The following is a 22664-nucleotide window of genomic DNA, read 5'->3' on the forward strand; positions in this document are numbered from 1 at the left end:
TTTGGCGATCGAGCGACTCAACCACGCCGTCCTGTTCGTGTCCGACCTGCAGCGCAGCCTGGCCTTCTACCAGGATGTGCTCGGGTTCAAGGCGTTGCCGGGCGGGTTCCCCGGTGCCGCCTTCCTGCAGGCCCCGGACTCGGCGAACGACCACGACCTGGGCCTGTTCCAGAGCCCGAACCCCAGCAGCGGGGTGACGCCGGGCAATGTCGGGCTGTATCACCTGGCATGGGAGGTCGACACCCTCGCGGGACTGGCCGAGATGCGCGATCGCCTGCTCGCCGCCGGTGCACTGACCGGTGCCAGCAACCACTGCTCCACCAAGGCGCTGTACGGGTCCGACCCCGACGGCATCGAGTTCGAGGTGTGCTGGCTGGTGCCCGACGCGCTTGCGATCGACGAGCTGGTTCCGGCCCAGCCGCCGACGCGTCCGCTCGACATCGGCGCGGAGATCGCCCGCTACGGCGCCGACACCCATGGCGGCCCGCGCACCGACCGTCACCTCTGGGATCGGGTGCACGCCGCCCGCGCCCGCGGCTGATCAGCCCGCGATCGCCTCGACGTCGCGACGGGCCGCCCGGTTCGGCCGGGCGTCCCGCGGCCCGGCCCGCCACGCGGTCCAGCCGCCGACGAGCGCCAGTGCTGCGAAGCTGAACAGCAGCAGCTGCGCCGAGCGCATCGCGGACTGTCCGCCGAGATTCACCAGCACGCCTGCCAGGGCGGTGCCGAACGCATTGGCGATCAACTGCACGGTGTTGATCGCGGCGGACGCACGGGCTCCCTCGGCCGGTTCGGCCACGGCGCTCATGGCGCCGACCGCAAGATGCGGCCACGCGATGCCGATGCCCGCGCCGGCGATGATCAGTCCGGCCGCCCAGAGCGCGACGCGTCCGCTGTCGGCCTGCTCGGCCAGGACCACCGCCATGATCGCGAGCCCGGCCGCGACGAGGATCGGTCCGGACCGCACGATCCGGCGGACCACCTGCGGTGCGGCGGCCGAGGCGCTCGGAATCTCGCCCACCGTCCAGCCGAGTGCCAGTGCGGCACCGAGGAATCCGGCCACGACGGGGGCCAAGCCCGCGAGTTGCTGCCCGAACAGCGGGACGAACGTCTCGACCGTCGACGTCATCGCGAGGAGCGCGATGGTCAGGTAGATCCACTTCAGCGGCGACCGGGTGAACGTCGACGGCGGCAGCACCCCGTGCGGGCTGCGCCGGTCCGCCGCGACGAACCACACGACCAGCGCCACCGCGCCGGCGACGGCGACACCGGCGATCGTGGCATCGGCCGACAGACCGGCGACGCTCACCAGCAGGGTTGCCGCGGTGAGGAGCGCCAGCGGGACGACCGGGACGGGCGCGACGTCGCGGACGCGTTCCCCCGTGCGCGGTGGCAGGACGATCGGTACCAGGACGGTGACCGCGACGGTGCATCCGATCAGCGCGCCGAAGGCCCAGCGCCACGCGCCGAACTGTGCGAACACCCCGCCGACAGCGGGACCCACCAGCGTGCCGACACCCCACATGGTGGAGACGAGCGCGGTGGCGCGGGTCCAGAGGTGCCGGGGCAACGCGGAGTTGATCACCGCGTAGCCGAGACCGGCGAGCAGACCGCCGCCGAAACCCTGCACGGCGCGTCCGGCCAGGAGCACTTCCATCGTCGGGCTCAGCGCACACACCGCGGTTCCGAACGCGAAGAGGGCGAGGCCGATCAGGTAGGCGCCGCGGGGGCCGCGGGCGGCGAGCGACCGGCTCACGATCATCGAGGAGAACACCGATGCGATGAGGAAGACGGTCGACGTCCAGGCGTAGTAGCGGTATCCGCCGATGTCGGCGACAGCGGTGGGCAGCAGGCTGCTCGTCAGGTAGACGTTGGTCGCGTACAACGCCTCGCCTCCGGCCAACACGGCGGCGACACCGAGATGTCGTCCGGTCAGCAGCTGACCCCAGGTACCGGAGGCCTCGGTGCGGGTGCTCATGAACCCGAACGTAGAAGCTCGAGCGCACTCGAGGTCAAGGCGACGCCGCCGCCACTGTGTCCGGTGTCACAGTTCCCGTCGTCGTGGCCGTCCTCGCTGGCGAATGTCGAGGTCAGGGCCTCGGTTGGGGTCGATGGGCCGGTGTGCGGGCGAGGTTACGGCGCTATCTCGAAAACAATCCTGGACGGTCGGGAATTGAATCATCCACAGGCATGTTCCATGAGTCGATAAGACTCAACTTTGGAGGAGGCTGCGAATGCCAGCATTCTTCGGGCCCGAGGGGCCCGGGCGCATCGACATCACCCGTCTCATGAGCAGCGACACGCAGTTGCTCATGGCGGAGGCTGCGCAGTTCGCGGCCGGCCGCGGTGACGCGGGCCTCGACGCACTGCACATCCTGCACGTCGCCGCGGTCAAGGATCCGGTGCGCGACATGGTCGAGCGAGTGGGCGGGGACCCGGAGGCGATCTCGAGGGACGCGGAGGCGCACCTGCCCCGCGCCCGGGAAGCCGTCTCGACGTCACCGACAGTCACGGCCGCCGGTCGTCGGGCACTGCTCGACGCACACCAGATCGCGCGTGCACTCGGTTCGACGTACATCGACCCCGAGCACATCTTCCTGTCGCTGGTCTCGAACGGTGACTCGACGACCGGGCGCATCCTCGCGTCCGCCGGCGTCACCCCCGAGTCGATGCAGTCGGCGGTGAACGCGAGTTCTGCGGAACCGCAGCAGGAGTCGGCCACGCCGACCCTCGACAAGTACGGCACGGACCTCACCGAACGCGCCCGCTCGGGTGGTGTCGACCCGGTCATCGGCCGCGGCGACGAGATAGAGCAGGCCATCGAGATCCTTGCCCGCCGGACCAAGAACAACCCGGTTCTGGTCGGCGAGGCCGGCGTGGGCAAGACCGCCGTCGTCGAGGGCCTGGCACAGCGCATCGTGGACGGTGACGTCCCGGAGGTGTTGGCAGACAAGAGGATCGTCCAGCTGGACCTGGCCGGGATGTTGTCCGGAACCCGGTACCGCGGTGACTTCGAGGAGCGGCTGACCAAGGCGGTCGACGAGATCGTTGCCCAGGACGGTCGCCTGATCGTCTTCATCGACGAACTCCACACGATCGTCGGTGCGGGCGCCGGTGGCGAGGGCGCGATGGATGCCGGAAACATCCTCAAGCCCAAGCTGGCTCGCGGCGACTTGCGCATCGTCGGAGCGACCACGCTCGACGAGTACCGCAAGCACATCGAGAAGGACCCGGCGCTCGAGCGGCGGTTCCAGCCGGTGACGGTGAACGAACCGAGTCAGGACGACGCCAAGGAGATCCTGACCGGGCTGCGTGAGCGGTACGAGGACCATCACCGTGTCCGGTACACCGACGAGGCGATCTCGGCTGCGGTCGAACTGTCGTCGCGTTACATCGCCGACCGGTACCTGCCGGACAAGGCGATCGACCTGCTCGACCAGGCCGGCGCGCGAAAGCGCCTGCAGCTCGGCGCATCCAACCCGGATGCCAAGGCGCTGCAGCAGCGGATCGCGCGGCTCGAGAAGTCCAAGGAGGATGCGGTAGCTGCGGAGGATTACGAGCGCGCGTCGCAGTTGCGCGACGAGATCACCGGCGCGGAGCAGCGGCTCGCCGAGGCTCGCGACGGTGCACCCTCGGCGGTCGAGACGCCGTCGGTGACCGCCGAGGACATCGCCGAGGTGGTCGCCCGGGCGACCGGTATCCCGGCCAGCCAGATGACGCAGCACGAGAAGGAGCGTCTGCGTCGGCTGGAGGACGAGCTGCACCAGCGGGTCGTCGGCCAGGAGGACGCGGTCAAGGCGATCGCGCGGGCGGTGCGGCGCAGCCGGACCGGCATGGGCGACCCGCGCCGACCCGTCGGCAGCTTCCTGTTCCTCGGTCCGACCGGTGTCGGCAAGACGGAACTGGCGAAGGCGTTGGCGCAGTCGCTGTTCGGTGACGAGAGCAAGATGCTGCGCCTCGACATGAGCGAGTTCGGCGAGCGGCACACCGCGAGCCGGCTGGTCGGGGCGCCTCCGGGCTACGTCGGTTACGGCGAGGCCGGTCAGCTCACCGAACAGGTGCGGCGGCACCCGTACTCGGTGATCCTGCTCGACGAGATCGAGAAGGCGCACCCGGACGTGTTCAACGTGCTCCTGCAGGTGCTCGACGACGGACGGCTGACCGACGGTCAGGGCCGGACGGTGGACTTCAAGAACACCGTCCTGATCATGACCAGCAACCTCGGCTCGGACATCATCTCGAGCAAGGGCGGTGCGCTGGGCTTCACCACCGGTGACGCCGCGGCGGCCGAGAAGCCGTTGCGCGACAGGGTGATGGGTCGTCTGCGGGAGTCGTTCCGGCCGGAGTTCCTCAATCGGATCGACGAGATCGTGATCTTCCGCAAGCTGGAGGCCGATCAGCTGCACCGGATCACCGATCTGCTCCTCGGCGAGAGCCGTGACCGGCTGCGGGCCAAGGACATCGACATCGAGTTCACACCCGATGCGGTGGACTGGATCGCGGAGCACGGGCACCAGCCCGAGTTCGGTGCGCGCCCGCTGCGCAGGACCATCGCGCGTGAGGTCGACGACCGGATCGCCGACCTGCTGCTCGACGACGTCCTCGACGCCGGTGGGCGGATCACCGTCAGGGTGACCGACGACGAATTGGATCTCGTCGTCAGCTGATCCGGCGAGTACGAGAAGGGCGGGGCAGGCGAAATCGATTCGCCTGCCCCGCCCTTCGTCGTCCGCGGGGCGTCAGCGCACGCGGAGGCCGTCGATGTAGATCGACGTGATCTCGTGTGCGAAGTCGGCGTTGGACTTCTTCGGGGACGCGCGGAACCACCGACTGGTGAGCCACACCGAGTCCCGCATCAACTGGTAGAAGGTGGTGGCGTCGATGTCGGAGCGGAGTTCGCCGTCGGCCTGGGCCTCCGTGATGCACTGCATCCATAAACCCGCCGCGAAGTCGCCCTTGTCGCCCAGGCTGGCCTCGAGCATCTTGTCGCGCATGTAGTCGGTCTCGACCTGCCAGATCGCCGTCGCGTGGCGGTGGTGTTCGGCCGCGTCGATCGCGACGAGGACGAGGGCCTCGAGTCGCTCGATCGGGGGGAGGTTCCTACCGATGACCTCGGAGCACCGTTCGTAGAGTTCGTCCACGTACACCCGGATGATCTCGGTGACGATCGCGTCCTTGGACGGGAAGTAGTGGTACAGGGTGCCGGAGTACACGCCGCACGCCTCGGCGATCTCCCGCACCGTCGTCGCCGAGATGCCCTTCGTCGCGAAGATCTCGCCGGAACGATCGAGGATCTGGCGCCGTCGTTCCTGCGGATCCATCTGGATTTTCCCCCTGTACCTGGGTCGATTCTGTGGCGCCTCATGCTACCCGTGCCCGTTCGGCGGCCTCCGGTCCGGCAAGTCGATCCTACATTGATTGAGCGTTTGCTCAATCAGGTGTCTTGGATCACAATGGTCCGCGACTTGTGACCGAGCGAGCAGGAGCAGGAGCGGCAATGGGTGTACTCGAGGGCGACGTCGCGTTGGTGACGGGTGCCGGCCAGGGGATCGGGCGTGGCATCGCTCTGGCGCTGGCGGCCGAGGGGGCGCGCGTGGCGGCGGTCGGACGGACCCTGTCGAAGGTGGTCGACACCGCCGACGAGATCGTCCGCCGGGGCGGCGAGGCCGTCGCGCTCCAGTGCGACGTGACCGATCCCGAACGGATCGACGCGGTGGTCGCGGATGTCGTCGGGCAGTACGGAAGTCTGTCGATCCTGGTGAACAACGCGCAGACTCCGGCCCACGGCACCCTGCTGGAGGTCAGCGAGGACGACTATCACGGCAGCATGAATTCGGGGCCGTTGGCGACGTTGCGTCTGATGCGTGCGTGCCATCCGCACCTGAAGGGGCGCGGGGCGATCGTCAACCTCGGATCCGCCGCCGGCATGAAGTGGGACCCGACGGGTACGGGTGCCTACGCGGCGGCGAAGGAGGCCGTGCGGGTGCTGACCCGGACTGCGGCGTGCGAGTGGGGTGCCGACGGCATTCGCGTCAACGCGATTCTGCCGCTCGGGTCGTCCCCGTTGATGGACGAGTGGGCCGAACTCGATCCGGAGGCCTACGACGAGTACCTGCGCAGCGTGCCGCTGGGACGTCTGGGCGACGCCGAGACCGATATCGGACCGGCCGTGGTCTTCCTGTGCAGTCCCGCCGCTCGGTACATAACCGGCCATTCGCTGCCGGTCGACGGAGGGCAGGCTTTCCTCAGGTAGAAGCGGTCCGAATACTTTACCGCTCAACGGAAATCGACCAGAAAGAGCAGGCTCACTGCTCGTACGCTGGCCGAATACAGTTCCGAACGGAAGGATCGCGCAATGCAGCCGGTCGAATGCGGATCGTGCGGTAACCGCGTACTCGTCGAGAAGTACAGCTCGACGCACACCAGCACCCAGTGGCTCGAGGATGCGGAGACGGTTTGCGCCGAGTTCCGTGAGGCCGCGGCCAGCGGAACGCACAGCATGTATGTGCGGACGTGCAGCGCACTGAACAAGAGCATCGACGAGGCCGTCGCCGAGGGGCGTCTCGGCGAGTCGTGCCGCACCGTGCCGGTCTCGGGGTCGACCGAGGAAGTCCGCCCCTACTCGTAACCGACGGAACCAGTTTCCCTGCAGTTCCGGATTTTTCAGGCGCAGCTCGCACAAGGGCGGGAAGCGCTCACTTTTTCGAAGGAGGCAAGATGACCGAGATTTCCGACGACGTCGAGGTCCGGGAGATCGTGGCGGGCAGCAACCCCGACCGCTTCGCGCGTGGCTGGCACTGCATCGGCCGTGCACAGGACTTCCGTGACGGAAAGCCGCACCAGGTCAAGATCTTCGGCACCGACCTGGTCGTGTTCGAGGACAGTAAGGGCGAGCTGCAGGTCCTCGACGCGTTCTGCCGTCACATGGGTGGCAACCTCGCGATGGGTGAGATCAAGGGCGACACCATCGCCTGCCCGTTCCACGACTGGCGCTGGAACGGCAAGGGCAAGTGCACCGAGATCCCCTACGCTCGTCGTGTTCCCCCGGTCGCCAAGACCAAGTCGTGGATCAAGCTCGAGCGCAACGGCCTGTTCTTCGTCTACAACGATCCGCAGGGCAACCCGCCGCCGGCCGACGTCACGATCCCTCAGATCGAGGGCTACGACGAAGGTGGCTGGAGCGACTGGAGCTGGAACACCTACGTCGTCGAGGGCTCGCACTGCCGCGAGATCGTCGACAACGTGGTGGACATGGCGCACTTCTTCTACGTGCACTTCCAGATCCCGACCTACTTCAAGAACATCTTCGAGGGTCACGTCGCGACCCAGGTGATGCGCTCGGGCGGCCGTGACGACATCCAGACCGGCGTCCAGCTGGGTATGGCTGAGGCCGAGACGATCTCGGATGCGTCGTACTTCGGTCCGTCCTTCATGCTCGACACCGTCTACACGGTTGCGGGCGACATCAAGGTCGAGACCAAGCTGGCGAACTGCCACTACCCGATCACGAACAACTCGTTCATCCTGCAGTGGGGCACCATCGTCAAGCGGACCGAGGGTCTGTCGGACGAGGACGCCAAGGCGATGGCGGAGCAGTTCACCGAGGGCGTCGAGCACCAGTTCAAGCAGGACATCGCGATCTGGAACCACAAGAGCCGGATCGAGAACCCGCTGCTGACCGAGGAGGACGGCCCGGTCTACCAGCTGCGTCGCTGGTACCAGCAGTTCTACGTCGACGTCGAGGACGTCACGGAGGACATGACCAAGCGCTTCGAGTTCGAGGTCGACACGACCCGCGCCCAGCAGAACTGGCGTGACGTCGTCGCGGACAACGTCGCGAAGGGCGTCACGCCCGTCGAGTTGGTCGCGGACGTCTAGGTCCCTCGGCTGCAACGCCTGCGCCCCTGTCGACTTGCTCGTCAGGGGCACAGGCGTTTTCAGGCCCTCCTCGCCGCCACCGCCGCCACGAGCCGGACCAGGTCGGGTGCGGTCCCGACGTCCAGGCCGGTGAGTGCGGCGACCTTTCGCAGCCTGTAGGCCACCGTGTTCGGGTGCACGTGCAACGCAGCGGCAGCGGCGGCGCGGTCGCATCGGGCATCGAGGTACGACTCCAGGGTTTCGAGCACGACCGGGTGAGACCCCAACGGTGCCAGAAGGTCGGCCAGCAGCGTCGTCGCGGCGCTCGGCCGGGTGAGCTGATACTCGAGCGCGACGTCCCGGAGTCGTACGGTGCCGTTGCCCCGCCCGCAGCGGCGGGCGACGTCGAGGATCTCCCGAGTCTGCTCGTACGCCAGTGGCACTTCCGGCGGCGCGGCCACCGACACTGCGGTCAGCACCGCGGCACCGATCGTCCGTTCCATGTCCCGCAGGTTCCGGCTCAGCAGCGCGTACTGCGGGCTGTCGTGCCAGTCGTCCACCCCGGGGTCGGGCTCGAGGATCGGGATCAGGACACCGCCGCCGCTACTGGTGAGCATGCTCAACGCGTTGTCGCGGCCCACGTTGTCCAGCTCGCGCTGCAACCGGCGAACCTTCCGGCGTTCTGCCACCACTGCGTCGATGCCGGCCGACCGCTCGTCCGGGTGGGGTTCGACATGGAGCGACAGCACCCAGTACAGGCGGGGGAGGTCGATACCGAACCGCTCCGCCGTCCCCGTTGCGCTCGAGCCGGACGTCAACTCCAGGAACAAGTCTCGACGCGCCGAGTCGTCCTGGCCGTGAACCGCCGGATCCGAGCCGTAGCCTGCCAGCACGGCGGTGGTGGCTGCCAGCAGGTGCTTGTGCAGCAGCGTCCCGGCCCGGGACAGGTCGGTGGTGTCCTCGGGTCCGGCGAGGTCGCCGATCATCGTCCACCAGTGATCGACGGCGAGGTGATACGCGTGCAGTACCTCTGCGAGTGGTACCAGTTCCTCGGCCCGTCGCTGCGCCGACTCGCGGATCCGGGTCAATCCCGCGTCGTCCGTCGTCCGCAACGACCGCAGGCTCGCGATGAGTACCTCGAAGTTGCATCGGATGATCGCCGTGACGTCGCTGCGGACCGCTTCTTCCGGCAGCGACCGATAGAACGGCACTTGTCTCCACACCAACTCGACCGTGTCCGCCACGATTGTGTGGGTGTGCTGCGCGAGTTGATCGGCCACCGGTCGGCCACCGATGACGATGGTTTTGTCCACAGGAACAACGCTCCTCCGATAGTCGGTTCGCCCAGACAACGACGACCTGTCACTTTCCGGTGAGTATGTAATACGCATCACTCCGAAATCGACAAGTCCGACCGCACGGGGCCTGTCCGCCGACCGAAGGAGGTGTCCGCCGTGCATTCCGTGATCCGAACCGTCTGCGCCGCAGCTGTCGCGGCCTGTCTGCAGGTCGTCGCTGCCGCCACCTCCGGGGGTCACCCGGCGGAACCGCCACTCGCGTATGTCGCGCTGGGCGATTCGGCCGCCGCCGGACCGCTCATTCCGGACCAGGACCTCTCCAGTCCCGGCTGCCTGCGGTCGCACCACAACTATCCCGCGGTGGTCGCTGCTTCTCTCGGTGCCGATCTCACCGACGTCACCTGCTCGTCCGCGCGGAGCAGTCACGTCTCCGCCACCCCGCAACCCACTCTCGCCGGTCCGGTTCCGGTGCAGGTCGAGGCGCTGAGCGCCGACACCGACCTCGTCACCGTCACCATCGGTGCCAATGACATCAACCTGTTCACCACGGCACTCCGTTGCCTCGACCCGCTTCCGGCGCCGTTCGGCAACTCGTGTGCCGAGGCGTTCACCGCCGGCGGTGTAGACCAGCAGCGTGCGCTCGTCGACCAGGTCGCCCCGCAGTGGGGAACGGCGCTCGACGTGATCCGGGCACACGCGCCGAACGCCGAGATCGTCGTCGTCGGCTACGGCAGCTACGTGCGCCCGGGCGGATGCCCCGACCGGCAACCGATGTGGCCGCGCGACGCTGACTACCTGCAGGGCGTCATCGATTCCGTCGACGACGCCATGGCGGCGCAGGCGCGTTCCCGCGCAATCGCATTCGTCGATATACGAAACGTGACCTCCGGGCACGACATCTGCGCCGACGCGAGTCGGGCGCACTATGCCGGGGTCGTGCCCGCTGAATCCGCTGTACCACTGCACCCGACCGCATCGGGTATGCAGGCGATCGGCGCCTACGTCGCCGAACAGATCCGCTGATCCGCCCCCTTCGGCCTACACGCCACCCTTCCCCTTCGACACCGAGGACTCCCATGTCGCTGCCTCGAACCGTGACGGGCGCCCCTGCCCCCGACACCGGCCGCACCACAATTCTCAGCGGGGCGTTGGTCGCCCTGTTCCTCGCCAACCTCCTCAACTTCTTCGACCGGTCCATCCCGTCGGTCGTCGCCGAACCGATCAAGCACGAGTTTGCCCTCAGTGACCTGCAGTTGGGCCTGATCACGTCCGCCTTCACCGTTGTGTACGCGATCGCGGGACTGCCACTGGGGCGCCTTGCCGACCGCGGAAGCCGCCCGGGGATCATCGGTGTCGGACTGCTCGTGTGGAGCGGTCTGACCGCAGCCACCGGGGCCGCGGGCAACTACATGCTGTTCATCCTCGTCCGACTCGGCGTCGGTGTCGGAGAGGCCGCCTTCACCCCGGCCGCGAACTCGATGATCGGTGACCTCTACCCGGCCGATCGCCGTTCCCGTGCCGTCGGCATCTTCATGCTGGGACTCCCGATGGGGCTGATGCTCGCCTACTTCACGGTCGGCAGGATCGCCGAGGCCTTCGACTCGTGGCGGGCACCGTTCTTCGTCGCCGCGGTCCCCGGCGTCATCCTCGCGCTCGTGATGCTGCGGATGCGTGATCCCGAACGCGGTGGTGCTGAACAGGTTTCGATCGCCGATCCGGGTTCGGTCCGGCGCCCGATCCGGCTACTGCTGTCGATCCCGACCCTGCGCTGGCTGATCCTCGCCGGCCTGACCTTCAACTTCGCGGCCTATGCGGTCAACTCGTTCACGGTTCCGCTGCTGATGCGTCAGTACGAACTGAAGCTGACGTCCGCGGCCGTCGTCACCGGCGTCATCGTCGGGCTCACCGGGCTGTTCGGGCTGTTGCTCGGGGCTCGCTACGCCGACCGGGCCTCGGCCACCTCGCCGCGGTCCCGGCTGATGATCGGCGTCGTCGCCACCGCCGTCGCGGCGCCGCTCACCGCGTGGGCGCTGATGCAGAACGGCGGCAGCGTGTTCCTGTTCGCGCTGCTGTTCTCGCTCGGCTGGCTTCTCGCCTACGGCTTCTACGTGAGCGTGTATCCCGCGATCCACGACGTCGTCGTTCCGCAGCTACGGGCCACCGCAACCGCGCTGTTCTTCGCCGCGATGTACCTCCTCGGGGGATTCGCCGGACCGGTGGTGGTCGGCGGTATCTCCGACTGGTTCGCCGAGCGGGCGGCACGCGACGCCGGTGTGCAGGGCGTGGCGCAGTTCGCGGGTCAGGGGCTCAACTCCGCGCTCTACCTGGTGCCGTTGATGCTCGCGCTGACCGCGGGCTTCATCTACCTCGCCACCCGACGGGTGGACGTGGACTCGATTCGTATGCGGTCCAGTCTCGCCGACTGACCGTGCCGATCCAATTCGAAAGGTATTCCTTCATGCGAAAATCCCTCAAACTATTCGCGAATGCCGCAGCGACGGTTGCGCTGTGTGCGACGCTCGGGCTGACGGGGCCGGCCGGAACGGCCACCGCCGAGACGCCTGGTATCCCGAGTGTCGGGCACGACTGGGCGGCCGCGGGGCCGTACACGCCGAACGTCTCGATCGGGCTGGTGCACACTCTGTACTACCCGCGTGAGCTCGGGGCACGCGGCGAGAAGCACCCCGTCGTGATCTGGGGGAACGGGACCGGTGTGCTCCCCGGTGCGTACACCTCGTTGTTGCGCCACTACGCCAGCCAGGGATTCATCGTGGTCGCCGCCAATACCCCGACGAGCAATTTCGCCGTCACCATGCGGTCGGGAATCGACCTGATCGCGGGCAAGGCGGCCGACCCGTCGAGCGTCTTCTTCGGAAAGGTCGACCTGGAACACATTGGCGCGGTGGGGCACTCGCAGGGTGGGTCTGCGGCGATCAATGCCGCGATCGACGACCGCGTCGACACCGCCGTCGCGATCCAACCCGGCCCGCTCAACGATGTCGACCTCATCGACGAGCCTGTTCTCTATCTCGCCGGCGAGGCCGACGCGATCGTCTGGCCGGCGGTGGTGCGGGCGATGTACGAGGACGCCGACCACGTGCCGGCCGAGTATCTGGAACTGCGCGGCGCCACGCACTTCGGCACGTCGATCTCCGGCGGCGACATGCGCGGACCGAGCACGGCGTGGCTGCGGTACTGGCTGCTCGACGATCCGAACGCCCGCACCGAGTTCTTCGGCCCGAGCTGCGGATACTGCACCGACACCCAGCAGTTCTCGGACTTCGACCGCAACGATCTGGCCCTGCAGATCCCGGGCTGACGGTCGAGTCCGGCGCTCGAGGCACTGTCTGCCTGCGCAGAACGGATGTCCCCCCGTCGATGGCATGGACTTCGACGGGGGGACGAGCGCATCGGTCAGGCAGCCGCGGTCACCGGATGCCGTTCCACAATTGCCGCTGCGGTGCATGCGGATCCGTCTGCACGGCGGAGACGGTGTCGAAGCGCATCGTCGCTCGGTCGCGCACCGTGTACGGCGCCCAGCCGGGATCGCCGTGTGTCGCGAATGCGATCCACGCGGCGTGCATGGTGTCGGCCAAGTCCTGCGGCGGGCGTGCTCCCACCACGTTCTCGAACCCCCCGATGCCGAGGTTGTCGAAGACGAACGGGATCTCGGCGGTATGGCAGGCACCCAGTCGGCCGTCGAACGTCGGTGGTCGCCATGAGAATTCGTAGGCGTAGGTGCGTCCCCGGCCGTTGCCGGCGTGCGCCTCTGCCAATCGGATGGCGGGTATCCGGTAGAACCAGTCGGTGCCGACGGCCGCGAGTAGGTCTCCGGGGCCGGCACTCGGATCGGCCTCCCGGTAGACCGGCAGCGCGACATCGGGGTCGAGCCCGTACGCGGCGACCGCGCCGTACGACAGTTCGGCTGTGACCGCATCGATCGCGCCGACCGGAACCAGGAAGTAGCGGAATTCCTCGGCGTTGCATCCGATCAGCACGTCGACGTCGCCGCCCGCGCCGTCCGCTATCGCTTCGGGCGGTGCGACCGAGAGCAGTTCGCCATCCACCACGGGCTCGAACGGCATGAGGTTGCGCGTCACCTCACCCCACCGTTGTGGATTCGGGTCGGCCGACACCGCGGCCCGCAACTGTTGCTGAGCGGCCAGTACCCGGTCCGTGGGCACAGTGGCGAGGGCTTCCATGGTTGGCGAAATCCCCAGCAGGGAAGCCAGTTCTTCCGAGATCCGCTCCGCGGTCTCGGTTCGTATCGTGTGATGGGCCGCGCCACTCTGCAGGATCGCGCGCCGGAACAAGCCCTCGGCCTGCGGGGCGGCGAGTAGCGCTCCGATGCTCATCGCGCCGGCGGATTCGCCGAATACCGTGACGGCCGCCGCGTCACCGCCGAAGGCCGCGATGTTGTCGCGAACCCATCGCAACGCCGCGATCTGGTCGCGCAGGCCGAGATTCGTGGTCTGCCCGCGTAGATGTCCGAATCCGTCGACGCCGAGCCGATAGTTGACGGTCACCAGCACGACACCGTCGCGGGCGAACGCGGTGCCGTCGTATGCGGCGGTCGAACCGGAGCCGTTGGTGAACGCACCACCGTGGATCCACACCATCACCGGCGCCGTGCCGTTCGGATCCGGTGTCCACACGTTGAGGTTGAGGTAGTCCTCGCCCGGGATGAACACTTCGGAGATCAGCGCATCGTAGGGAGGTGCATACGGGGAGGCCGGTGCGGTGGGTCCGTACTCGCTCGCGTCCCGCACTCCGTCCCATCGGGGACACGGCTGGGGTGGAGCGAACCGGCGGGCACCGACCGGTGCAGCCGCATAGGGAATTCCCTTGAAGGAGACCACGCCCGTGGTCGGATCGGTCCGGCCGCGCACCGCTCCGTCTGTGGTGGTGACGACCACACTCGGTTCTGCGCGTGTCATCGCACCGCTCCTTCGTCCGCTCCGACGATCCGAAGGGCGTAGTGGACGTAGTTGTCGGCCACCTCGTCCCGGGTGAACGGCTCGTCCGGTCCGAACCACTGCGCCACCTGGATGGCCATCCCGCCGATGGCGACCGCGCCCAGATGGAGGTTCTCGATGCGGAAGACGCCGTCGCGAACACCGAGTTCGAGCGTATCGAGCAGAAGTCGGCTGCACGATGCCCGCAACTCGAGTGCGGGTGCGGCAAGTTCGTCAGGTAGTGCGTGCAGCTCCGAGTTCGTCACCACGGCCAGAAGGGGGAAATCGGTGTGCAGCAGTACATGTGCGCGAACGAGCGCCGACAGCTGGGCCACAGCGGTGGGCTCGGCGGCGGCGAGTGCGTTCGTCAGCCGTGCATGCAGCTCGCGGTGTCCGGTCAGCACCAGCTCCGCCAGGATGTGGTCCTTGGACCGATAGTGCGCGTACAGGCTCGCCGAGGTGATCCCGACTTCGTTCGCGATCTTGCGGATGGATACCGCGCTGTATCCGGATTCGGCGAAGAGCGCCAGCGAGGCTCGGAGTATCGCGCCCCGCGTTCCGGCAGGTGTCACGCCCTCGGGTAGTTCCACGGGTACGGCGGCCACTCGCCGCGGTTTCCACACCGACACATCCACCTCAGACTCCTTCGTTCGGCTCCGACCGGGTGTTCCTACCGATCGATCGGTTGACAGCGTACGTGATACAGACCGATAGTTAGGTAATTCTCAATGACAACCGATCGATCGGCAGGGAGATGAAGTGACGAATCTGGCAACCACGCTGGTGGCCTCGGCTGGGCGGCATCCGGACCGGACAGCGGTGATCTGCGGCGAACAGCAACTCACCTACGCCGAACTGGAGGCGGCCAGCGCCGCACTGGCGCTCGAACTGCGCGCGCGCGGGGTTCGGTCCGGCGATCGCGTCGCCATGATGTTGCCGAATGTCCCGATGTTTGCGATCGCCTATTACGCGATCCTGCGATGCGGCGCGATCGTGGTGCCGATGAACCCGCTGCTCAAACCCCGCGAAGTCGCCCACCAACTCGCCGACAGCACGGCAGCGCTGCTGCTCGCCTGGCACGAGGCCGTCGAGGCGACCCCCGGCGCGGCGCTCGCCGACGTCGAATGCCTGACGGTGCATCCGGATTCACTCGTGAACCGGGTGCCGGTGCCGGACGGCGAGGGTGGCGTTGCGCTCCGGGAGCCCTCGGACACCGCGGTCATCCTGTACACCTCGGGTACCACCGGCAAGCCGAAAGGCGCTGAGCTCTCCCACCGCAACCTCATGTGCAATCAGCAGGTCACCAGCACGACCTTGCTGAAGCTGACCGAGGACGATGTCGTATTCGGAGGCCTGCCGCTGTTTCACGCGTTCGGGCAGACCGTCACCCTGACGTCGGCCATCGCCCACGGCGCGCGCCTCACTCTCTTACCCCGTTTCGACGCCACCGATGCACTGCAGGTCCTGACCCGCGACCGCGTCACCGTCTTCGTCGCGGTGCCGACCATGTACGCCGCGCTTCTCGCGCACCCGGACCGTGCCGAATACGACCTGAGCGCGCTGCGGCTCTGCGTGTCCGGCGGTGCGGCACTGCCGGTGGAGACGTTGCACGCCTTCGAGAAGCAGTTCGACACAACGATCCTCGAAGGCTGGGGGTTGTCGGAGACGTCACCGGTGGCGTGCTTCAACCATCCCGATGCGCCGCGCAAGGCGGGCAGCATCGGTACACCGATCGACGGTGTCCGGATGCGCGTGCTCGCCGACGACGGGCAGGAACTGGGCATCGGGCAGGTCGGAGAACTCGCGGTGCGCGGCCCCAACGTCATGAAGGGCTACTGGCGTCAGCCCGCGGCCACCGCGGAAGTGCTCTCGGATGGCTGGTTCCGGACGGGCGACCTCGGCCGGATCGACTCCGACGGTTACTACTGGATCATGGATCGGAAGAAGGACCTGATCATCCGAGGTGGATTCAACATCTACCCCCGCGAGATCGAAGAAGTCCTCTACGAGCACCCCGACGTCGAAATGGCCGCCGTCATCGGCATTCCCGCACCCGCCTTGGGGGAAGAGATCGGTGCTGCCGTCGTGCTCCGGTCCGGCTCGCGAGCCACACCCGAGGAACTGCGGATCTTCGTCCGTGAACGCGTCGCACCCTACAAGTATCCGCGCCATGTCTGGCTGGTCGACGAACTGTCCAAGGGCGCGACCGGGAAGATCCTCAAACGCGCGATCGCCATACCCGACAGCGTCGTCGTCGCTGTCTCGACATAACGGCGCCCACGCCGGCGGGGGTCAGGCTGGGATCGGTCGCAGTGCGCGGCTGCTGGTCATCTGCCGCCACGTCGCGAGTGCGGCCATCCGTACGGGCGCGACGAGTGCCGAATTGTTCATCGCCTTGGTCGGTCCGCACACCGAGATCGCGCCGACGGTGTTCTTGCCGTCGCCGATGGCCGCCGCCACACACGACACGCCGACGGTTGTCTCGTCCCGGTCGTGGGCGATGCTCTGCTCACGGATGCGGGCGAGTTCGACTCGCAGCCGGGCGGGGTCGCAGATCGAGTTCCGGGTCGGACCGACGGTGGGCCCGGGGAGCACGGTCTCGGCGTCCACGCGCGAGTGCGCGAGAATGGCCTTGCCGATGGCAGTGCGGTACGCGGGCTGTCGTCCGCCCACCCGGGAGGGGACCGACAACGTGAATCGGCCGCCGAGCTTCTCGAGGTAGAGCACGTCGGTGCCGTCGAGCACGGCGAGGTGAACGACCAGGCCGGTTGCGTTGTGCAGTTCGTGCAGAACCGGGAGGGCCGCCTGGTGCACCCGGTCGTGGTGCTGGGCCAGGGACCCGAGCTCGAGCATCTTCATGCCCAGCTCGTAGGCGTGCCCGTGGCGGCGGATCCAGCCGATCCGGACCAGTTGCAGCAGCATCCGGTGCGTGGACGACCGGGGGAAGCCGGTGCGGCGCGACAGCTCCGACAGCGTCAGCCGCTCGGCCTCCCGGAAGGCGTCCAGCAGGATCGCGACACGGTCGATGACTGCGATCGGTGAGCTTGCCTCTGTCGTCGTCATGACCTCTCGAACCTCCATTGACGTGTCGTTGCGATCTGATTGAGCAAGCGTTCAATCAAGTGGTGAGACTGTATCAGCGTGCGCCGTGTCGCTCCAGCGCCGCCGAGAATTCATTTCGGCGGGGGCGCGCCGGACCCCTGGACCTTGTGGCGCCTGGCGTGGATCGGGAATCCGTGCAAGTGAGCTCGGTTCAATGGAACGGCCGGCTGCAGCCGGCGAATGAAGCTCGGCGGCAACCGGTTTACTTGCCGCGCGGGCGCGCTCGAACGGCGACGGCGCCGTCGTGTCGCGTGGCGGGGGAGAGGTGCGCCCTCCGGTTCGGGGCGGTTTTCCGCTCACTGGGAAGCAATTGAGGTGAGTCCCGTCTCACCTCCTAATGTGCGTCCGGTCACTGTTCGACCCAAGACCGGAATGCGTAGGTAGGAAATGGCAGTCACCGTCTCTCAGGGCGATGCGGCCCCCGTGCGGGGCGCCGGTGATTCCGGCGGCTCGACCGGGTACTGGATCCGCGTCCTGCTGATCCTCGTTCTGCTCACCGAGCAGGCGGCACTGGCCTTCGCCCTCTTCACGCCCGCGCTCCCGAAGATCGCCGCCGAATACCAGACCACGCAGGTGGTCTGGGTCATGACGGCGCTCGTCCTGGCCGCCGCGATCGCATCGCCGATCCTCGGCAAGCTCGCCGACGTCTACGGCAAGAAGCGCATCCTGGTGGTGACCGCCGCGATCGCGAGCCTCGGTGCGCTCATCTCCGCGGTCGCGCCGACCTTCCCGATCCTGCTGGTCGGCCGCTTCCTCTCCGGCGTCGGCTTCGCCTTCACCGCCCTCGGCTACTCGCTGATCCGTGACGTGTTCCCGGCGCGCCTGCAGGCCATGTCGATCTCGATCGCGAACACCGGCGTCGGTGTCGTCACCGTCATCGCCCCGCTCATCTCCGGCTACATGCTCGACCACACCGGAGTGTCCTCTGTCTTCTGGTTCTCGTTCGGGCTGTGCGCCGTCGGTGGCCTGCTGACGCTGCTCTTCGTTCCGGAGACCCCGGTTCGCGCCAAGGTTTCCGTCGACTGGCTGGGTGCCTTCCTGCTCACCGTCGCGCTGTTCACCGTCATGCTCGCGCTGTCGCTGGGTGCCGGCTGGGGCTGGCTGAGCGGCAAGACCTTGGGGACGCTCGCCGTCACCGTCATCTTCGCGGTCGCCTGGGTCGTCTGGGAACGCCGCTGCCCCGAACCCCTGATCAGCATCGACGTGCTCGCCAGCCGCAAGGTCGGCATCACGCTGCTCGCCGGTGGTATCGCCTACGGTGCGACGACGCTCACCGCGACGCTGATCCCGATGCTGCTGCAGACGCCGAAGGAAGCGGCCGACTACGGCTTCGGACTCTCGGTCACCGACATGGCCCTGTGGATGCTGCCCGGCGGCTGCCTGATCGTCCTCGGCGGTGTCTTCGTCGGCGCGACGTCGAAGCGAATCGGCTTCCGCCAGCACCTCGTTCTCGGCTCGGTCCTGATCGCACTGGGTGCCGCCTGGCTGGCGACGACGCCCGATCAGGCCTGGCAGGTCGTGTGCGCGTACGGCCTCATCGGCTTCGGCTCGATGATCTACGCCGCGATTCCGAACCTGGTGATGATGGCGCTGCCCGAGGACCAGCGCGCGATCGGCGCCAACTTCACGGGTCTGTCGCAGTCGATGTTCGGCGGCATGCTGTCCTCGGTGGGCTTCGCGCTGCTGGCGCAGCACGTCATGGCGGTGGGCCCGGCCGGCCCGGTCTACAGCGCGGACGGCTTCTTCGTCGGCTTCATGGTGGCCGCCGGAGCCGCCCTGCTCGGCGCGGTCCTGGCCTTCGGCATCACCGTCGGACGCCGCGGCGAGGGATAGCTGCACGATGTTTCGATGCCTCGGGGCCTGCACCGGATGACGGTGCAGGCCCCGAGGCGGTTCGAATGCTGTCAGGCCACCACCGAGCGCTGGGGCACGCCGGTGTACTCGCTGAGCGGTCGGATCAGGGCGTTGGACTCGCCCTGTTCGATGATGTGCGCGGTCCATCCGGTGATGCGGCTCATCACGAAGATGGGGGTGAACACCTCGATGTCGAAGCCCATGAGGTAGTACGCAGGGCCGGTGGGAAAGTCGAGGTTGGGCTCGAGTCCGGTGGTCTCGTTCATGGTGCGCTCGAGGATCTCGTACATCCGGACCCACTTGTCGCCGCCGGTCTTCTCGGCGACGGTGAAGAACGCTTGGCGCATCGTCGGGACGCGGGAGTCACCGTTCTTGTAGACGCGGTGCCCGAAGCCCATGACCTTTTCCTTGCGGGCCAGCTTGTCCCGCATCCAGGACTCGGCGTGCTCGGGTTCGCCGATCTCGATCATGTCGTGCATGACGGCCTCGTTGGCGCCGCCGTGCAGCGGCCCCTTGAGGGTGCCGATCGCGGCGGTGACGGCGCTGTAGATGTCCGACAGCGTGGAGGTGACGACGCGGGCCGCGAAGGTGGAGGCGTTGAAGCTGTGCTCCGCGTAAAGGATCAGCGAGACCTCGAACGCTTTCACGATCTCCGGCTCGGGGATCTCGCCGAAGCACATGCCCAGGAAGTTCTCGGCGAAGCCGAGGTGGCTGTGCGGGGCGATCGGATCGAGACCGCGCCGACGGCGATGATCGGCGGCGACGATCGTCGGCAGCACCGCCATCATGCGAAGAGCCTTCTCGCGGTTGGCCTTCGGAGAGTTGTCTGCCTCCTCCGGGTCTTCCGCGCCGAGGAAGCTGATCGCGGTGCGCACCACGTCCATCGGGTGGCAGTTGTCCGGCATCTTCGCCACCAGCGCGAGCAGCGACCGGTCCGCACGGCGGCTGGCCCGCTCGCGCTGGCAGAAGAGTTCGAGCTGGGCGTCCGAGGGCAGCTCACCGTTCCACAGGAGGTACGCGACCTGCTCGAAGCTGCAGTTCGCCGCCAGGTCCTGGACCGCGTAGCCGCGGTAGGTCAGCGAGTTCGTCTCGGGGACGACCTTCGAGATCGCGGTGGTGTCGACGACGACGCCGGCCAGGCCTTTGTAGATCGTCGGGACTGCATTCGTCATTGGTTCCCTCCGAGCGTGAAGTTGAAGACTCCGGAATCGAACTCGTTGTAGCGCTCGTACTCGAGCAGTTCGTACAGCCGCGAGCGGGTCTGCATCTGATCGAGCTGCCCCTCCTGCGTGCCGGTCGCGTGGATCTCGCGCAGGCCACGCTCGATGGCGCCCATCGCGAGTCGCAGGGTGGTGACCGGGTAGATCACCGCGTTGTAGCCGATATCCTCGAGCGTCTGCGCAGGGGTCAGCTGGGACTTGCCGAACTCCGTCATGTTCGCAAGCAGCGGGATATCCACCGCGGCACGGAACTTCGCGAAGTCCGCCTCGGTGTGCAGGGCCTCCGTGAAGATCATGTCGGCGCCGGCGTCCGCGTAGGCCTTGGCACGCTCGATCGCGGCATCGATGCCGTCGATACCGGCGGCGTCGGTACGGGCGCAGATCACGAAGTTCGGGTCCCGCCGAGCCGTGACGGCGGCGCGCAGGCGACGAACCATCTCGTCGGTGGGGACGATGGCCTTGCCGTCGAGGTGGCCACACCGCTTTGGGTTGACCTGGTCCTCGAGGTGCAGGCCGGCGATACCGGCGTCCTCGGCGGCAAGGACGGTGCGCGCCGCCGACATCGGCTCACCGAAACCGGTGTCGGCGTCGATGAGCACCGGCAGATCGGTGATCCCGGCGATCTGCCGGCTGTGCGCGACGACCTCGGTGAGCGTGGTCAGCCCGATGTCGGGGAGACCGAGCCCGGCGGAGAAAGCGCCACCGGAGACGTACACGCCCTCGAAACCGATCTCCTGGATCAGCTTGGCGGTCAACGGATTGATTGCACCGGGCAGGCGCTGGATCCTGCCCGAGGACAGTCCGGCGCGCAGCGCGATGCGCTTGTCGGCCGCGGAGGTGGAGGCGGCGATGAGACCGGTCATGTCAGAACAGTCCCTTCGGCGACTCGGGGGAGCGGGCGAGAACGTCGTCCGAGACGGTGAACGTGAGCTGGTTCAGCTCGCCGGCCTTCAGATCGGGGGTGCGCTGCGCGGCGTCGAGGAACCGATCCTGCTCGGCCGGATCGACGACGCCCTCGGCGAGGGTGCGGAACTTCGCGATGTACTGGTCGCGAGCGAACGGCCGGGCACCGAGCGGGTGCGCGTCGGCGATCGCGAGCTCGTCGACGATCAGCTCGCCGTTCTTCAGCGTGACCTCGGCGCGGGCACCGAACGCCTTCTCGTCCGGGTCGGTCGAGTGGTAGCGGCGGGTCCACTCGGGATCCTCGGCGGTGGAGATCTTCTTCCACAGCTCGATCGTGTCAGGGCGCTGCGCGCGCTCCGGGGCGTACGAGCGCTCGTGGTGCCACGTGCCGTCCTGCAGCGCGACCGCGAAGATGTACATCACCGAGTGGTCGAGCGTCTCGCGGCTGGCGTACGGATCGAACTTCTGCGGATCGTTCGAGCCGGTGCCGATCACGACGTGCGTGTGGTGGCTGGTGTGCAGCACGATCGACGCGATCTGGTCCAGGTCGCCGATCCTCTCGCGCATGCGGCGGGCCAGGTCGATCGGGGCCTGGCTCTGGTACTCGGCCGAGTGCTCCTTGGTGTAGGTATCGAGGATCGCGCGCTTCGCCTCGCCCGGACCGGGCAGCGGCACGGCGTATTCGGCGTTCGGGCCGCCGAGCAGCCAGGCGATGACGCCGTCCTCGCCCTCCCAGATCGGGGACGGGGCGCCCTCGCCGCGCATCGCCCGGTCGACGGCCTCGACCGCCATCTTGCCGGCGAACGCCGGTGCGTACGCCTTCCAGCTCGAGATCTCGCCCTTGCGGGACTGACGCGTCGCCGTGGTGGTGTGCAGCGCCTGTCCGATCGCCTGGTAGACGGTCTCGGTGTCCAGTTCGAGGAGCGTGCCGATGCCGGCGGCGGCGGACGGGCCGAGGTGTGCGACATGGTCGATCTTGTGCTCGTGCAGGCAGATCGACCGCACCAGATCCACCTGGACCTCGTAGCCGGTGGCCAGACCGCGGATCAGGTCGGCGCCGCCGCGACCGGTGTGCTGCGCGACCGCGAGAATCGAGGGGATGTTGTCGCCCGGATGCGAGTACTCGGCGGCCAGGAACGTGTCGTGGAAGTCGAGTTCGCGCACCGCGACACCGTTGGCCCACGCCGCCCACTCGGGCGAGTAGGTGCCCCCGACGCCGAAGACGGTCGACCCCGGACTGTACGGGTGCGCCAGCACCTGGGCGCGGGCATTCGCGACGGGGCGACGGGTCAGCGACGCCGCAGCGACGGCCGCGTTGTCGATGATCCGGTTGACGATCATCTCGGCGGTGTCGGCCGGCACCTCCACCGGGTCGGTCGCGACCTCGGCCATCTTCCACGCCAGGTGCTCGCTCCTGGGGAACTCCTCGGCGGAACGGCGGGTACGAACGGAATGGGTCTTCAACTCTGCGCCCT

At 67.7% G+C, this 22664-nt stretch carries 19 protein-coding genes; 10 read left to right on the forward strand and 9 right to left on the reverse strand.

Features of this window, described 5'->3' with window-relative positions:
• The first annotated feature begins 1 nt into the window (after nucleotide 1).
• The gene (locus EGT67_RS21350; protein WP_127918108.1) at nucleotides 2-541 is read left to right on the forward strand and encodes a VOC family protein; all 540 of its coding nucleotides are present in this window, start codon (nucleotides 2-4) and stop codon (nucleotides 539-541) included.
• Here the strand turns inward: EGT67_RS21350 and EGT67_RS21355 are convergent, their stop codons facing one another.
• Entirely contained in the window at nucleotides 542-1978 is a 1437-nt protein-coding gene (locus EGT67_RS21355) for an MFS transporter (protein WP_127918109.1), read from the reverse strand.
• Between the two features lie 256 nt (nucleotides 1979-2234).
• On the opposite strand from EGT67_RS21355, the gene EGT67_RS21360 reads away from it, so the two are divergent.
• Nucleotides 2235-4667 carry an ATP-dependent Clp protease ATP-binding subunit gene (locus EGT67_RS21360; RefSeq protein WP_127918110.1) on the forward strand — a complete coding sequence of 811 codons (2433 nt, stop codon included), beginning with the start codon at nucleotides 2235-2237 and terminating at the stop codon, nucleotides 4665-4667.
• A 72-nt stretch (nucleotides 4668-4739) separates the two neighbouring features.
• Here EGT67_RS21360 and EGT67_RS21365 read toward each other — a convergent pair whose 3' ends face one another.
• Complete coding sequence (locus EGT67_RS21365; protein WP_127918111.1) at nucleotides 4740-5321, reverse strand: TetR/AcrR family transcriptional regulator; 582 nt, start codon at nucleotides 5319-5321, stop codon at nucleotides 4740-4742.
• 176 nt (nucleotides 5322-5497) lie between these two features.
• Here EGT67_RS21365 and EGT67_RS21370 point away from each other — a divergent pair, with 176 nt between their 5' ends.
• The 3 genes from EGT67_RS21370 (at nucleotide 5498) to EGT67_RS21380 (ending at nucleotide 7878) form a co-directional block, all read left to right on the forward strand.
• On the forward strand, nucleotides 5498-6253 hold the full coding sequence (locus tag EGT67_RS21370; protein WP_127918112.1) for an SDR family NAD(P)-dependent oxidoreductase: 756 nt from the start codon (nucleotides 5498-5500) through the stop codon (nucleotides 6251-6253).
• Nucleotides 6254-6355: 102 nt separating this feature from the next.
• The gene (locus EGT67_RS21375; protein ID WP_127918113.1) at nucleotides 6356-6628 is read left to right on the forward strand and encodes a hypothetical protein; all 273 of its coding nucleotides are present in this window, start codon (nucleotides 6356-6358) and stop codon (nucleotides 6626-6628) included.
• Between the two features lie 89 nt (nucleotides 6629-6717).
• The gene (locus tag EGT67_RS21380) at nucleotides 6718-7878 is read left to right on the forward strand and encodes a 3-ketosteroid-9-alpha-monooxygenase, oxygenase component (RefSeq protein ID WP_127918114.1); all 1161 of its coding nucleotides are present in this window, start codon (nucleotides 6718-6720) and stop codon (nucleotides 7876-7878) included.
• A gap of 59 nt (nucleotides 7879-7937) precedes the next feature.
• Here the strand turns inward: EGT67_RS21380 and EGT67_RS21385 are convergent, their stop codons facing one another.
• Nucleotides 7938-9170 carry a PucR family transcriptional regulator gene (locus tag EGT67_RS21385; protein ID WP_241566162.1) on the reverse strand — a complete coding sequence of 411 codons (1233 nt, stop codon included), beginning with the start codon at nucleotides 9168-9170 and terminating at the stop codon, nucleotides 7938-7940.
• A gap of 141 nt (nucleotides 9171-9311) precedes the next feature.
• Between EGT67_RS21385 and EGT67_RS21390 the strand changes: the two genes are divergently transcribed.
• The 3 genes from EGT67_RS21390 to EGT67_RS21400 are packed head-to-tail and all read left to right on the forward strand — an operon-like array spanning nucleotide 9312 to nucleotide 12474.
• Nucleotides 9312-10178, forward strand: coding sequence for an SGNH/GDSL hydrolase family protein (locus EGT67_RS21390; protein WP_241566163.1), 867 nt, complete (start codon nucleotides 9312-9314; stop codon nucleotides 10176-10178).
• 53 nt (nucleotides 10179-10231) lie between these two features.
• The gene (locus tag EGT67_RS21395) at nucleotides 10232-11581 is read left to right on the forward strand and encodes a spinster family MFS transporter (RefSeq protein WP_127918116.1); all 1350 of its coding nucleotides are present in this window, start codon (nucleotides 10232-10234) and stop codon (nucleotides 11579-11581) included.
• 32 nt (nucleotides 11582-11613) lie between these two features.
• Nucleotides 11614-12474 (forward strand): alpha/beta hydrolase family protein, encoded by an 861-nt coding sequence (locus EGT67_RS21400; RefSeq protein WP_127918117.1) that lies wholly within the window; start codon nucleotides 11614-11616, stop codon nucleotides 12472-12474.
• Nucleotides 12475-12583: 109 nt separating this feature from the next.
• Here EGT67_RS21400 and EGT67_RS21405 read toward each other — a convergent pair whose 3' ends face one another.
• Complete coding sequence (locus tag EGT67_RS21405; RefSeq protein WP_127918118.1) at nucleotides 12584-14092, reverse strand: carboxylesterase/lipase family protein; 1509 nt, start codon at nucleotides 14090-14092, stop codon at nucleotides 12584-12586.
• Nucleotides 14089-14715, reverse strand: a complete 627-nt coding sequence (locus tag EGT67_RS21410; protein ID WP_206612456.1) for a TetR/AcrR family transcriptional regulator — start codon at nucleotides 14713-14715, stop codon at nucleotides 14089-14091. The genes EGT67_RS21405 and EGT67_RS21410 overlap by 4 nt, the downstream gene beginning before the upstream one ends.
• A gap of 154 nt (nucleotides 14716-14869) precedes the next feature.
• Between EGT67_RS21410 and EGT67_RS21415 the strand changes: the two genes are divergently transcribed.
• Nucleotides 14870-16381, forward strand: a complete 1512-nt coding sequence (locus EGT67_RS21415) for a long-chain-fatty-acid--CoA ligase (RefSeq protein ID WP_127918119.1) — start codon at nucleotides 14870-14872, stop codon at nucleotides 16379-16381.
• A gap of 21 nt (nucleotides 16382-16402) precedes the next feature.
• Here EGT67_RS21415 and EGT67_RS21420 read toward each other — a convergent pair whose 3' ends face one another.
• The gene (locus EGT67_RS21420) at nucleotides 16403-17173 is read right to left on the reverse strand and encodes an IclR family transcriptional regulator (protein WP_127918120.1); all 771 of its coding nucleotides are present in this window, start codon (nucleotides 17171-17173) and stop codon (nucleotides 16403-16405) included.
• 426 nt (nucleotides 17174-17599) lie between these two features.
• Between EGT67_RS21420 and EGT67_RS21425 the strand changes: the two genes are divergently transcribed.
• Nucleotides 17600-19045: an MFS transporter gene (locus EGT67_RS21425; protein ID WP_127918121.1), complete on the forward strand. Its 1446-nt coding sequence runs from the start codon at nucleotides 17600-17602 to the stop codon at nucleotides 19043-19045.
• A gap of 71 nt (nucleotides 19046-19116) precedes the next feature.
• Here EGT67_RS21425 and EGT67_RS21430 read toward each other — a convergent pair whose 3' ends face one another.
• From EGT67_RS21430 to prpD, 3 genes are read right to left on the reverse strand one after another with little or no spacing between them, the layout of a single operon-like run.
• The gene (locus tag EGT67_RS21430; protein WP_127918122.1) at nucleotides 19117-20238 is read right to left on the reverse strand and encodes a bifunctional 2-methylcitrate synthase/citrate synthase; all 1122 of its coding nucleotides are present in this window, start codon (nucleotides 20236-20238) and stop codon (nucleotides 19117-19119) included.
• On the reverse strand, nucleotides 20235-21149 hold the full coding sequence (prpB, locus tag EGT67_RS21435) for a methylisocitrate lyase (protein ID WP_127918123.1): 915 nt from the start codon (nucleotides 21147-21149) through the stop codon (nucleotides 20235-20237). Before prpB ends, EGT67_RS21430 begins: the two co-directional genes overlap by 4 nt.
• 1 nt (nucleotide 21150) lies before the next feature.
• On the reverse strand, nucleotides 21151-22653 hold the full coding sequence (gene prpD / locus EGT67_RS21440; protein WP_127918124.1) for a 2-methylcitrate dehydratase PrpD: 1503 nt from the start codon (nucleotides 22651-22653) through the stop codon (nucleotides 21151-21153).
• Nucleotides 22654-22664: the final 11 nt, after the last annotated feature.

This window comes from Prescottella agglutinans (assembly GCF_004011865.1).
Lineage (GTDB): Bacteria > Actinomycetota > Actinomycetes > Mycobacteriales > Mycobacteriaceae > Prescottella > Prescottella agglutinans.

Coding starts and splice junctions, on each gene's coding strand:
- EGT67_RS21355 (WP_127918109.1), bottom strand. CDS start 1,978: ATGAGCACCCGCACCGAGGCCTCCGGTACCTGGGGTCAGCTGCTGACC.
- EGT67_RS21360 (WP_127918110.1), top strand. CDS start 2,235: ATGCCAGCATTCTTCGGGCCCGAGGGGCCCGGGCGCATCGACATCACC.
- EGT67_RS21365 (WP_127918111.1), bottom strand. CDS start 5,321: ATGGATCCGCAGGAACGACGGCGCCAGATCCTCGATCGTTCCGGCGAG.
- EGT67_RS21370 (WP_127918112.1), top strand. CDS start 5,498: ATGGGTGTACTCGAGGGCGACGTCGCGTTGGTGACGGGTGCCGGCCAG.
- EGT67_RS21375 (WP_127918113.1), top strand. CDS start 6,356: ATGCAGCCGGTCGAATGCGGATCGTGCGGTAACCGCGTACTCGTCGAG.
- EGT67_RS21380 (WP_127918114.1), top strand. CDS start 6,718: ATGACCGAGATTTCCGACGACGTCGAGGTCCGGGAGATCGTGGCGGGC.
- EGT67_RS21395 (WP_127918116.1), top strand. CDS start 10,232: ATGTCGCTGCCTCGAACCGTGACGGGCGCCCCTGCCCCCGACACCGGC.
- EGT67_RS21400 (WP_127918117.1), top strand. CDS start 11,614: ATGCGAAAATCCCTCAAACTATTCGCGAATGCCGCAGCGACGGTTGCG.
- EGT67_RS21405 (WP_127918118.1), bottom strand. CDS start 14,092: ATGACACGCGCAGAACCGAGTGTGGTCGTCACCACCACAGACGGAGCG.
- EGT67_RS21420 (WP_127918120.1), bottom strand. CDS start 17,173: ATGACGACGACAGAGGCAAGCTCACCGATCGCAGTCATCGACCGTGTC.
- EGT67_RS21425 (WP_127918121.1), top strand. CDS start 17,600: ATGGCAGTCACCGTCTCTCAGGGCGATGCGGCCCCCGTGCGGGGCGCC.
- EGT67_RS21430 (WP_127918122.1), bottom strand. CDS start 20,238: ATGACGAATGCAGTCCCGACGATCTACAAAGGCCTGGCCGGCGTCGTC.
- prpB (WP_127918123.1), bottom strand. CDS start 21,149: ATGACCGGTCTCATCGCCGCCTCCACCTCCGCGGCCGACAAGCGCATC.